General features: G+C 69.8%; 12 protein-coding genes. 5 read left to right on the top strand and 7 right to left on the bottom strand.

Annotation, left to right across the window (positions count from 1 at the left end):
- The first annotated feature begins 22 nt into the window (after positions 1–22).
- Complete coding sequence (locus R9Z33_RS01900) at positions 23–1,555, top strand: M81 family metallopeptidase (RefSeq protein WP_318649612.1); 1,533 nt, start codon at positions 23–25, stop codon at positions 1,553–1,555.
- Positions 1,556–1,567: 12 nt separating this feature from the next.
- Here R9Z33_RS01900 and R9Z33_RS01905 read toward each other — a convergent pair whose 3' ends face one another.
- The 5 genes from R9Z33_RS01905 to R9Z33_RS01925 all read right to left on the bottom strand — a co-directional run bounded on the left by R9Z33_RS01905 (position 1,568) and on the right by R9Z33_RS01925 (position 6,182).
- Positions 1,568–2,425 carry an alpha/beta fold hydrolase gene (locus tag R9Z33_RS01905; protein ID WP_318649613.1) on the bottom strand — a complete coding sequence of 286 codons (858 nt, stop codon included), beginning with the start codon at positions 2,423–2,425 and terminating at the stop codon, positions 1,568–1,570.
- On the bottom strand, positions 2,426–3,349 hold the full coding sequence (locus tag R9Z33_RS01910; RefSeq protein ID WP_318649614.1) for an allantoinase PuuE: 924 nt from the start codon (positions 3,347–3,349) through the stop codon (positions 2,426–2,428).
- A gap of 73 nt (positions 3,350–3,422) precedes the next feature.
- The gene (locus R9Z33_RS01915) at positions 3,423–3,689 is read right to left on the bottom strand and encodes a hypothetical protein (protein WP_318649615.1); all 267 of its coding nucleotides are present in this window, start codon (positions 3,687–3,689) and stop codon (positions 3,423–3,425) included.
- Positions 3,690–3,778: 89 nt separating this feature from the next.
- Positions 3,779–4,216, bottom strand: coding sequence for a CBS domain-containing protein (locus R9Z33_RS01920; protein WP_318649616.1), 438 nt, complete (start codon positions 4,214–4,216; stop codon positions 3,779–3,781).
- Between the two features lie 208 nt (positions 4,217–4,424).
- Complete coding sequence (locus R9Z33_RS01925) at positions 4,425–6,182, bottom strand: glucan ABC transporter ATP-binding protein/ permease (protein ID WP_318649617.1); 1,758 nt, start codon at positions 6,180–6,182, stop codon at positions 4,425–4,427.
- A gap of 147 nt (positions 6,183–6,329) precedes the next feature.
- Here R9Z33_RS01925 and R9Z33_RS01930 point away from each other — a divergent pair, with 147 nt between their 5' ends.
- Positions 6,330–7,340: a Bug family tripartite tricarboxylate transporter substrate binding protein gene (locus R9Z33_RS01930; protein WP_318649618.1), complete on the top strand. Its 1,011-nt coding sequence runs from the start codon at positions 6,330–6,332 to the stop codon at positions 7,338–7,340.
- Positions 7,337–8,323 carry a Bug family tripartite tricarboxylate transporter substrate binding protein gene (locus R9Z33_RS01935; protein ID WP_318649619.1) on the top strand — a complete coding sequence of 329 codons (987 nt, stop codon included), beginning with the start codon at positions 7,337–7,339 and terminating at the stop codon, positions 8,321–8,323. Before R9Z33_RS01930 ends, R9Z33_RS01935 begins: the two co-directional genes overlap by 4 nt.
- Positions 8,324–8,387: 64 nt before the next feature.
- Here the strand turns inward: R9Z33_RS01935 and R9Z33_RS01940 are convergent, their stop codons facing one another.
- The gene (locus R9Z33_RS01940) at positions 8,388–8,900 is read right to left on the bottom strand and encodes a hypothetical protein (RefSeq protein ID WP_318649620.1); all 513 of its coding nucleotides are present in this window, start codon (positions 8,898–8,900) and stop codon (positions 8,388–8,390) included.
- A 125-nt stretch (positions 8,901–9,025) separates the two neighbouring features.
- Here R9Z33_RS01940 and R9Z33_RS01945 point away from each other — a divergent pair, with 125 nt between their 5' ends.
- Together R9Z33_RS01945 and R9Z33_RS01950 are read left to right on the top strand one after the other, a co-directional pair.
- Complete coding sequence (locus tag R9Z33_RS01945) at positions 9,026–10,003, top strand: Bug family tripartite tricarboxylate transporter substrate binding protein (protein WP_318649621.1); 978 nt, start codon at positions 9,026–9,028, stop codon at positions 10,001–10,003.
- Positions 10,004–10,018: 15 nt separating this feature from the next.
- Positions 10,019–10,471 (top strand): VOC family protein, encoded by a 453-nt coding sequence (locus R9Z33_RS01950; RefSeq protein WP_318649622.1) that lies wholly within the window; start codon positions 10,019–10,021, stop codon positions 10,469–10,471.
- Between the two features lie 162 nt (positions 10,472–10,633).
- Here the strand turns inward: R9Z33_RS01950 and trxA are convergent, their stop codons facing one another.
- Positions 10,634–10,963 (bottom strand): thioredoxin TrxA, encoded by a 330-nt coding sequence (trxA, locus tag R9Z33_RS01955; RefSeq protein WP_213612301.1) that lies wholly within the window; start codon positions 10,961–10,963, stop codon positions 10,634–10,636.
- Positions 10,964–10,971: the final 8 nt, after the last annotated feature.

Below are 10,971 nucleotides of genomic sequence, written 5' to 3' on the forward strand. Positions count from 1 at the left end.
GCGTCCATCGGGGGGTCCTCACATGTCGCCACGCATCGCCATCCTTGGCCTCCATCTTGAGGCCAACGCCTTCGCACCGCCCACGTTGCGCGTGGATTTCGAAAGGCAATGCCTGGCGCGCGGCGCGGAGATCACCCGCTTGGCCCGCGCGCCCAACCCGCCCCTGCCGGCCGAGATCCCGGGCTTTTACGCCCGCATGGACGCGACCGGGCCGTGGACGCCCTGCCCCGTCCTGATGGCCGCGGCACCCCCGGGCGGACCGATCGAGCAGCAGGTCTTCCTCGATTTCCTGGATGAGATGCAGCGCGGCCTCGCCGCCGCCCTGCCGGTGGATGGCGTCTATGTCGCGAGCCACGGCGCCAGCAGCGCCACGGGCGACGAGGACAGCGACGGCACGCTGCTCGCCATGATCCGCCGCCTGGTCGGGTCCCGCGTGCCCATCGTCGTGACGCATGACCTGCACTGCAATGTCAGCGAGCGGATGATCGAGGCGCTGGACTGCTTCATCGCCTATCGCACCAATCCGCATGTGGACATGGCCGCCCGCGCGGCCGAGGCGGCCGATGCGATGCGCGAATTGCTGGCGGGCGAGAAGACCGCCAAGGCCTTCCTGCGCCTGCCGCTGACGCCGCCCTCCGTCACGCTGCTGACGGCGGAAGGCCCCTATGCCGACCTGGTGCGCGATGCCGAGGCGATCATGGCGCGCGACCCCGCCATCCTGAATGCCAGCGTGACCGGCGGCTTCACCTTCAGCGACCTGCCCAAATGCGGCATCACCGTCACCGTCACCGCGCGCGGCGGGGACATGAGCGCGGCGAAGCGCGCCTGCGCGCAACTCGCCCGCCGCGGCTGGGCCGAGCGCGCGCGCCACACGCGCCGGCTGCTCTCCATCCCCGAGGCGACGGAACTCGCGTTGCGCGCGGGCCGCGGCGAGGTGGAGCCGGTGATCTATTCCGATGCCGGCGACAATCCCGGTGGCGGCGGGCGCGGCAGCACCAGCTACACGCTGCGCGCGCTGCATGAGGCGCGGGTGCCGGGCGTGGTGCTCGGCCTCTTCGTGGACCCGGCCCTGGCCGCCGAGGCGCATGCGCTGGGCGAGGGCGCGCATTTCCATGCCGTCTTCAACCGCGTGGAATCGGAATTCTCCAAGCGCTTCGAATCCGGCGCGCGCATCCTGACGCTGACGGATGGCGAGGGTGTCGGCCGGCGCGGCACGATGAAGGGCCGGACCTTCCAGCTCGGCCCGACGGCGCTGCTGGAGCTGGATGACTCGGGCATGAAGGTCGTCGTCATCAGCCTGCGCCGGCAATGCCATGAGCCGCGCACGCTGGAGATGCACGGCATCGACATCGGCGCCGCGCGCGTGGTGGTGGTGAAGAGCCGCGGCCATTTCCGCGCGGGCTTTGACGAGTTCTTCCCGAATGAGCGCATCCATGAGGTGGACAGCGCGGGGCTGACCAGCCCGGTGCTGACCAACTTCAACTGGAAGCGCCTGCCCCGCCCGACCTGGCCGCTCGACCCCGAGGCCACCTGGAACGATCCCGGCTGGAACTGAGCCGCGCGCCGTTCAACCCAGGTGCGTGAAGAAGCGCGCGATCTCGGCTGCCGCCCGGTCCGGGTCCTCGCGATGCGGGAAATGGCCGACGCCCTCGAACATCGCGAGGTCGAGATCGGTGAAGGTCTCGCCCAGCCGGTCCGTCCAGGCGAAGGGGAAGATCGGGTCGTGCTCGGCCCAGCGCACGCAGGTGGGCAAGGTGATGGGCGGCAGCGCGGGGGCCGCGCCCTGCATCATCGCGATGCGCCCGGCATGGGCGGCGCGGTAATAGGCGAAGCCGCCCTCGAGATTTCCGGGCGCCAGGAAATTGTCCACGAAGGCGTCCAACACATCGTCGAAGGCGTGCTTGCGGTGCGACCAGTGGCGCAGGAAATGCCCGATATAGGCGCGGCAGGCTTCGCGCGAGGCGCCGACCAGCGCCGGCGCCATCTGCATCTGATGGAAGGACTGATACCAGATCTCGTTCAACCGCTCGGGCGTGCCCATGCGCGCGCCGATGCCGGGATGGACGAAGTCGAAGAAGAAGAGCCCGTTGATGCGTTGGGGTGCGAGCCGCGCCAACGCCTGCATCACGGCGCCCCCCACATCATGGCCGACGACGCCCGTGCGGCCCACGCCGAGCGCATCCAGCAGCGCCACCAGATCCGCCGCATGCTCCGCCGCGCCGTGCGGGCCAGCCGGCTTGTCGCTCGCGCCGAAGCCGCGCAGATCGGGCGCGATCAGCGTGAAGCGATCGGCCAGGCGCTGCATCACCGGTTCCCAGCTCAGCCAGAATTCCGGCCAGCCATGCAGCAGCAGCAGCGGCGGCCCTTCCCCATGGCGCACGACATGGAAGCGCGCGCCATTGGCCGTGAGCGAGAGGTGTTCCATCTACTTCGCCCTGTAGGGATGCACCGCCATCCAGTGCTTCGCGATGTCCACGCGCCGCGTCACCCAGACATCCTTCCGCCGCGCGATGTGATCCAGCACGCGCTGCAACCCCATGGCCCGCGCCGGATGGCCGATGAGGCGCATGTGCAGGCCGATGGACATCATCTTCGGCTGCCCCTTCGCCCCCTCCTCATAGAGCATGTCGAAAGCGTCGCGGATGTAGGAGAACCAGTCGTCGGAGGTGCCCATCCAGCCGGCGTATTTCCCGTCATTGTTCGTCAGCGAATAGGGCACGACGAGATGCGGCCTGCCCTGCACCGTCTTCCAGATCGGCAGCTCGTCGCCGTAATAGTCGCTGTCATAGAGGAAGCCGCCCTCCTCGACGACGAGGCGGCGCGTGTTCACGCTGGGTCCATAGCGGCAATACCAGCCATCCGGCCGGTGGCCGACCGTCTTCTCGAGGCTGGCAACGGCGAGGCGGATATGCTCGCGCTCCTCCGCCTCGCTCAGTTCATAATGCTTCACCCAGCGCCAGCCATGCGAGCAGACGTCGAAGCCGCTTTCGCGGATCGCAGCCGCCGCTTCCGGATTGCGTTCGAGCGCGAGTGCGCAGCCGAAGACCGTCATCGGCAGGCCGCGCTCCTGGAAGAGGCGCATCAGCCGCCAGAAGCCGACGCGGCTGCCATATTCGAACATGCCCTCCGCCGCGAGGTCGCGGCCGGACTTGATCTCGTTGCGGCCATGCGCCTCGGTCAATCCGGTCTCGGTGAAACCCTCGCCGTCCTGCATGGAGGGCTCCGAGCCCTCCTCGTAGTTCATGACGAAGTTGACGGCGATCTTGGCACCGCCCGGCCATTGCGGGTCGGGCGGGGTGCGGCCGTAGCCGATGAAGTCGCGATGCTCGGAATGGCCTTGCTCAGGCATGGGGGCCTCATGCGTGGGTGCTTCTGCACCCGGAGCATGAGGCATGCCGGCCCGCCGCGGCTAGAGGGGCCCTCTACAGAGGATAGTCGCGCTCTGGCTCCACGCCCGCGGCGCTGATCAGCTTGCGCAGGCGCATCACCTGATCCCCGGCCACGGAATGCGCGCCGAGATGCACACTGTCCTGCGCGCCCTTGAGCGTGATGCGCACGGCGCCGCTGCCGCTCGGATGCAGCTCCGCGCCCAGCTCCTCCAGCAGGTGCTCGACCGCCTTGGGGTCCAGGTTGTGGTTCAGCGGATGCGCGAAGATGCCGTGCAGGACCTTGCGGTGACGATGGTTCATTCTGCTTCATTCTCCCAAGCGAATGCCGCATGGAAACACGCCCTTCGCCCGGGCGCCTTGCGTCAGGTCAAGGCGTGCGGAAAGCCGGCCTAGCCTGCCGTGGCGACGTAGTGCTTCAGTTCCTCGGCCTCCTGCTCGGCCTCGGCGATGCGGGCCTTCACCAGGTCCCCGATCGAGACCATGCCGGCCAGCGCGCCATCAGCCTCCAGCACGGGCAGATGCCGCACGCGCCGGTCGGTCATCAGCTGCAACGCCTCCTGCACGCTGCTGCGCGGATTCACCGTGTGCAGCACGCGCGTCATGAGCTGTCCGGCCGTCATGCGCGTCACCGCCTCGCCCATGCCGGCCAGGGCGCGGACGATGTCGCGCTCGCTGACGATGCCGAGCACGGTGCCATCGCCTTCCACCACGAGAACGGCGCCGATCCGGTGCTGCGCGAGCGTCCGTGTGATGGAGGCGACACAATCCCCCGTGCGGACCGAGATCACCTGGCTGCCCTTGCCGCGCAGGATGTTGGAAATCACCATGGTGTTCCTCCCTCTCCTCGAACGCCAAGGCTGCACCCCCGCACGCGGCGGTTGCAACGAAATCCCGTGCTGCGATGCGTCATATTTGATGCCCTCAGACGCCGGGCGGCCGCGTCCGCGGCCTTGGCTTCGGAATGCTGAAGCATTCCGCCGGGCCTGTTCGGCCCGGATCCTCGGAGGGTGGGGATGGTCCTGTCCGGTTGCGCCGCTACTCGCTGCTTCCGGTCAGCTGCGTCTTCACCAGCTCGGCGAAGCGACCGCCCTCCGCCAGCAGCGCCTGGAAGCTCCCGCGCTCGACGATGCGGCCCTGGTCGAAGACCAGGATCTCATCCGCGTCGCGCACGGTGGAGAGCCGGTGGGCGATGATGAATGTCGTGCGCCCGGCCATCAGCGCGCGCAGCGCCTTGGCCACCTTTGCCTCCGTCGCGGCATCCAGCGCGCTGGTCGCCTCGTCCAGGATCAGGACCGGCGGGTCCTTCAGGAGCGCGCGGGCGATGGCCAGGCGCTGCCGCTGCCCGCCCGAGAGCGAGGCGCCGCGTTCGCCCACCATCGTGTCGTAGCCATGCGGCTGTCGCATGATGAAGTCATGCGCCTCGGCCATGCGGCAGGCGCGCTCGATCTCCTCCTGCGTGGCATCGGCGCGGCCCACCAGCAGGTTGTCGCGGATGCTGCGGTTGAACAGCATGCTCTCCTGGAACACCACGCCGATGTTCCGGCGCAGGCTCTCCAGGCTGATGTCGCGCAGGTCCACGCCATCCAGCGTGATGCGGCCATCCGTCGGGTCCCAGAGCCGCTGCAGCAGTTGCATCGAGGTCGTCTTGCCCGCGCCCGTGGTGCCCACCAGCGCGATGGTCTGCCCGGGCTGCGAGGCGAGGTCGATGCCGTTCAGGATGCGCCCGCTGTTGGGGTAGGAGAAACCCACGCCCTCGAAGCGCACATGGCCCGCGGCGCGGCCCATCTCGGTCGCGTTCGGCCTTTCCGGCACGGTGCTGACCGCGTCCAGCACCTCGAAGAACTGCTTGAGCGCCGGCGCCTGGAACAACATGTGCGAGACGAAGCCCACAGCACCCTCGAGCCGCGCCACCAGCAGCGTCGCGAAGCCCATGAAGCTCACGATGTCGCCCACGCTCGCCTGGCCGCGCAGATGCAGGAGCGTGCCCAGCATGAAGATGAGGATGACGGTGATGGTGCTGGCCGCGCGGGAGAGCACGTTCACCAGCGCCCACCAGTTCAGCACCGGGAACTGGTGGTCCAGCACCTGGCGCATGATGTCGCCGAACATCTTCGCCTCGCTATTGAGGCGCGTGAAGGACTGCACGACGACGACGTTGGAGAGCGCATCCTGCGCCGAGCCCGCCAGCTCGGTGTGGAACTGCTCCACGCGCATCTGCGCCGTCTGCGTCTTGCGGATGACGAGCGTGGTGAGGATGGTGAAGATGACGACGAGGCCGATCAGCAGCAGCCCCAGGCGCCAGTTCAGGAACATGGTCAGCGGCAGCAGCACCAGCGCGCCGATGAAGGTGATCAGGTGCTCGCGGAAGAAGGCGAGCCAGAGGCCGAAGAGGTTGTCGCACCCCATCAGCATCACCTTCATCAGCCGGCCGGACTGCACGTCGCCATGGAATTCCAGCGGCAGCGCCAGCACATGCTGGAAGTATTTCGACATCATGGTCAGGCGGTTGCGATGCGCCATCCGGTCCGCGAGCAGCGAGACGGCGACGTTGCAGCCGATCGCGGACAAGCCCACGGCCGCCCAGATGCCGAGCAGCACGAAGGCCTCGGCCCAGACATTGCTCTCCTCCATCCGGTCGGAGCGGGCGAGCAGGTCGATCACCCGGCCGAACAGCACGGGTTCCAGGAATTGCAGGCCGGCCAGCGCGATGGCGGCGGCCGTCAGCCCGAAGGCGATCTGCCGGTCCGGCTTCAGCAGGGCCAGGACGCGGATGTAGATGCGGACGAAGTCCATCGGCTTGTGATCCTGAGGGCTTGCAGGGAACGCCTGTAGCAACCGCACGGATGCGCGCAAGAGCATGAGTTGCGCAGGCCGCCCCTTGAAGCATGACGGCCACTGGGCCAGACTCATGAACAAAGTGAAAGACAGGGAGTTCGTCCAATGCGCGTGAATCGCCGCGGCCTCTTGGCCGCCAGCCTCGCCATGCCGGCCCTGGCGGGCACCGCCCACGCCCAGGGCGCCCCGGCCCCCTGGGCGCCGACGCGGCCGATCCGCCTCATCGTCGGCTTCACGCCGGCCGGCACCACCGACATCGCCGCCCGCATCCTGGCCGAGCCGCTGTCGCAGCGCCTCGGCCAGCAGGTCGTCATCGAGAACCGGCCGGGCGCTGGCGGCAATGTCGGCGCGGATGTGGTGGCGAAGGCCGACCCGGACGGCCACACCATCCTGATGCAGACGGTCAGCGCCGGGGCCATCAACTACCAGCTCTATGGCGCGCGCATGCCCTACAAGCCGGAGGATTTCGCCGGCATCAGCCTGGTGGTGCGCGTCCCCAACGCGATCTTCGTGAATCCCAATGTGCGCGCGAACACCCTGGCCGAGCTGGTGGCGCTGGCCCGCGCCAATCCGGGCCGCATGAACATCGGCAGCAGCGGCGTCGGCACCTCGCTCCACATGACGGGCGAATTGCTGAAGCTCGCCGCCGGCATTGACCTCACGCACGTCCCCTTCCGCGGCGCGGGTCCGATGATGCAGGAGATCATCGCCGGCCGCATCGAGGTGGGCGTGGACAACCTGCCCTCCGTCATCGGCCATCTGCGCGAGGGGCGGCTGCGTCCGCTCGCCGTCACCACCGCCACGCGCAGCCCCTCGCTCCCCAATGTGCCGACGACGGCCGAAGCGGGCTTCCCGGCGGTGGAGGCGACGGCCTGGTTCGGCCTGGCTGGCCCCGCCCGCATGCCGCGCGCCGCCATCGCCCGCATCAACACCGAGGTGGAGGCCATCCTGGCCGACCCCGCCATCTGGCGCCGCTTCGACGACCTGGGCGGCATGCGGGCGGATCTCGTCGCGGGCGGCGGCAGCACGCCCGAGACCTTCGACGCCTTCATGCGCGCGGAAGTTGCCAAGTGGAGCGACGCGGTGCGCCGGTCCGGCGCGACGGTGGAGGGGTGAGCCGCCTTCCCCGCCGCGCGGTCCTCGCCGCGCCGCTCTTCGCCCCGGGCCTCGCCAGCGCACAGGCCTGGGCGCCGACGCGACCGCTGCGCCTCGTCATCCCCTTCCCGCCGGGCGGCACGACCGACCTGATCGGCCGCATGGTGGCCGAGCGGCTTTCGCCCCGGCTCGGCCAGCCGGTGATCGTCGAGAACCGGCCGGGCGCCGGTGGCAACATCGCGGGCGAATTCGTGGTCCGCGCCGAGCCGGACGGGCAGACGCTGTTCTTCACCTCGATCGGCACCGGGGCGATCAACTACGCCGTCTATGGCGCGCGCATGCCCTGGCGGCCGGAGGAGATGGCGGCGGTCGGCCTCGTCACCCGCATGCCGAACGTGCTGATGGTCGCCAACCGCCTGCCCGTCCGCACCATGGCGCAGTTCCTCGACTTCGCACGCGGCCGCCAGGGTGAGATCACCTACGGCACCGCCGGCATCGGCAGCAGCCCGCATGTCTGCATGGAGCTGCTCGGCCAGCTCACCGGCATCCGCTTCGTGCATGTGCCCTTCCGCGGCTCGGGCCCCATGCTGACGGAGCTGATGGCCGAGCGGGTGGATTGCGGGATGGACAACATCCCCTCCGCCCTGCCCTTCATCCGCGACAACCGGCTGCGCGCGCTGGGCATGAGCGGCGCCGCCCGCAGCCCGGTGGTGCCGGACGTGCCGGTGATCGCCGAGACCGTTCCGGGCTTTGAGGCGACGGCCTGGTTCGGCGTGCAGACGGGTGCCCGTGTGCCGCGCCCGGTGATCGAGCGGCTGGGGGCGGAGGTGGACGAGATCGCCCGCGATCCGGCCTTCCGCGCGCGGCTGGCCGAATTCGGCGCGGAGGGGCCGGGGCTGACGCCCCAGGGCGGCACGACGCCCGCCGCCTTCGAGGCCTTCATCGCGGCCGAGATCCGCAAATGGGGCGAGGTGGTGCAGAAGGCGCAGGTGCGGGTCGAGTGACCCGCGCCCGGCCGGCCGCGAGGCTGGTTCACGCCTGTGGTGATGCCACCAGAGGCGATCCGGCTCAGAGCATCTCGATCAGCAGCCCATCCGCGCCCACCTGAGCGGCGAGGCCGGTGCGGGTCGGGGTGAGGTTGAGCCGCACGCCCGCGGTGTTCTGCAGCCAGAGACCGCCGCGCATCTGGGCGCCCGGCGCCACCAGCCCGGCGCGCGCCTGGCCGTAGAGGCCGGGGAACTGGTCAATGCTGGTCATGTTGTAGACACGGCCGATCGCGCGGATGCGTGCCATGCCGACCCCGCCCGCGCCCAGCCCGCGCACGCGGAAGCGATGCGTGCGGCCCTGGTAGAGCACCGAGCCGGAGCCCCAGGCCACCTGGCCGATGAAGCCCACCTGCCAGTTGTTCATCTCGACGCGGGCGACGGCATTGCCGAGCGGCGCCTCTGCCGGGGGGCTGGGCGGCGGCGGTGCGGGTGTGGCGGCCACCGGCGCGGGCGGCGTCTCGGTGGCGCAGGCGGCGAGGCCCAGCGCCGGCAGGGCGGCAAGCCAGAGGCGGCGGTTCAGGACGGCATCGGACATGGCGGCGGTTCTCTCCCTGGCGGTGGATCAGCTTGCGCCCGCGGCGTCGTCGGGGCCAGCCGGGGCTGCTGGTCCGGGCGGGGGAATCTCTGTATCCAGCGTCCCAGAAATCACGGAGATTCGCCATGCTGAACCGCCGCGCGGCCTTGGCCCTGCCTGCCCTGCTGCCTGCTTCCGCCCTCGCGCAATCGGGGCCCTCCACCTGGGCGCCGAGCCGCCCCGGCCGCATCATCGTGCCCTTCACCGCGGGCGGCGCGACCGACGTCACGGCGCGCATCATCGCCGAACGCCTCTCGACCGTGCTCGGGCAGAATTATGTGGTGGACAACCGCCCGGGCGCCGGCGGCAATGTGGGCGCCGAGCTGGTGGCGAAGGCCGATCCCGATGGCCACACGCTGCTGATGTGCACGATCGGCACGGCCAGCATCAACCAGTTCCTCTACCCCCGCCTGCCCTTCGACCCGCAGCGCGACTTCGCCTCGGTCGCGCTGGTCAACCAGGTGACGAATGCGGTGGTGGTGCATCCGAGCGTGCAGGCCAACAGCTTCCAGGAGCTGCTGGCCCTGGCCCGCCGCCAGCCCGGGCGGCTCAACTATGCCACGCCGGGCAATGGCACCTCGGGCCATATGTCGGGCGAATACCTGAAATTCCGCACGCAGGTGGACATCAACCACGTGCCCTATCGCGGCACGGGCGCCCTGATTCCCGACCTGCTGGGCGGCCGCGTCGAGATCGCGGTGGACAACCTGCCGGCCTATATCCCGCACATCCGCGAGGGCCGGCTGCGCATCCTGGCGGTGACGAGCCGCGAGCGCTGGTTCGCCGTGCCAGATGCGCCGACCGTGCAGGAATCCGGCGTGCCGAGCTTTGAGGCGGTGGCCTGGTTCGGCATGCAGGCGCCGGCGCGCACGCCCCGCCCCGCGCTGGACCGCCTGACCGCCGCCGTCCTGGAGATCTGCGCCGAGCCCGCGACCATCGCGCGCTTCCGTGAGCTGGGGGCGACGGCCTCGCCGCTGGGCGGCGCCGATTTCGACCGCTTCATCGCCGCCGAGAATGACAAGTGGCGCGAGGTGGTGCGGGTCGCCAACATCAAGCTCGAATAGCGCGAGGGGGATCCCATGGCCGCCGAGCATTCCGCGGGCGCGTGGAGCCCGTATCTCGTCGTGGCGGATGCCGCGGCGGCCATCGCCTTCTACGCGGCGGCCTTTGGGGCGGAGGAGGTGTTCCGCCTCGCTGACCGCAAGTGCGGACGGATCGCCCATGCCGAGATGCGGGTGCATGGCGCGCTGCTGATGCTGGCCGATTCCTTCCCGGAATACGGCACCCGCACGCCCGCCGACCTCGGCGGCACGCCGGTGCGGCTCCTGCTGACCGTGCCTGACGTGGATGCGGTGGCCGCCCGGGCCGAAGCCGCCGGTGCCACCATCACGCGCCCGCCCACCGACGAGTTCTACGGCGCGCGCTCCGCCAACCTGACGGACCCGTTCGGGCATTGGTGGACGCTGACGCGCATGGTCGAGACGGTGACGCCCGAGGAGATGCAGCGGCGCTGGGATGCGATCAGCGGGTGAGCGCCGGGGTCATGCGGTTGTTGACCCGTGACCAAGCCGGGCGCACCGCCTGAGAGAGCCGTGCCGAACAGGCCCGGCGCAACGCGTCAGCCTTGCGAAGCCAAGGCCGCGGAGGCGGCCGCCCGGCGTCTGAGGGCGCCAAAAAACTTCCAGGCTGGCCTATCAGGCCAGCTTGGAAGCGATCCAATCCTTCATCTGGCCCTTGGGCATGGCGCCGACCTTGGTGTCCACCGGCTTGCCGTCCTGGAACAGGATCATCGTCGGGATGCCGCGCACGGAATAGGTGTTGGGCGTCATCGGGTTGTCGTCGATGTTCACCTTGGCGACGGTGAGCTTGCCTTTGTACTCGGTGGCGATCTCGTCGAGGATCGGGGCCACCATGCGGCAGGGGCCGCACCACTCGGCCCAGAAGTCGACCAGCACGGCGCCCTTGGCCTCCAGCACGTCGGTCTTGAAGGTCTCGTCGGTCACGGCCTTGGTCACGTCGCTCACAGGGGCCT

The sequence above is a fragment of the Sediminicoccus rosea genome, from assembly GCF_033547095.1.
Classification (GTDB): domain Bacteria; phylum Pseudomonadota; class Alphaproteobacteria; order Acetobacterales; family Acetobacteraceae; genus Roseococcus; species Roseococcus rosea.

Excerpts from the sequence above, each read along its gene's own strand:
- R9Z33_RS01905 (WP_318649613.1), bottom strand. The coding sequence starts at position 2,425 with ATGGAACACCTCTCGCTCACGGCCAATGGCGCGCGCTTCCATGTCGTG.
- R9Z33_RS01920 (WP_318649616.1), bottom strand. The coding sequence starts at position 4,216 with ATGGTGATTTCCAACATCCTGCGCGGCAAGGGCAGCCAGGTGATCTCG.
- R9Z33_RS01915 (WP_318649615.1), bottom strand. The coding sequence starts at position 3,689 with ATGAACCATCGTCACCGCAAGGTCCTGCACGGCATCTTCGCGCATCCG.
- R9Z33_RS01945 (WP_318649621.1), top strand. The coding sequence starts at position 9,026 with ATGCTGAACCGCCGCGCGGCCTTGGCCCTGCCTGCCCTGCTGCCTGCT.
- R9Z33_RS01950 (WP_318649622.1), top strand. The coding sequence starts at position 10,019 with ATGGCCGCCGAGCATTCCGCGGGCGCGTGGAGCCCGTATCTCGTCGTG.
- R9Z33_RS01925 (WP_318649617.1), bottom strand. The coding sequence starts at position 6,182 with ATGGACTTCGTCCGCATCTACATCCGCGTCCTGGCCCTGCTGAAGCCG.
- R9Z33_RS01900 (WP_318649612.1), top strand. The coding sequence starts at position 23 with ATGTCGCCACGCATCGCCATCCTTGGCCTCCATCTTGAGGCCAACGCC.
- R9Z33_RS01910 (WP_318649614.1), bottom strand. The coding sequence starts at position 3,349 with ATGCCTGAGCAAGGCCATTCCGAGCATCGCGACTTCATCGGCTACGGC.
- R9Z33_RS01940 (WP_318649620.1), bottom strand. The coding sequence starts at position 8,900 with ATGTCCGATGCCGTCCTGAACCGCCGCCTCTGGCTTGCCGCCCTGCCG.
- R9Z33_RS01930 (WP_318649618.1), top strand. The coding sequence starts at position 6,330 with ATGCGCGTGAATCGCCGCGGCCTCTTGGCCGCCAGCCTCGCCATGCCG.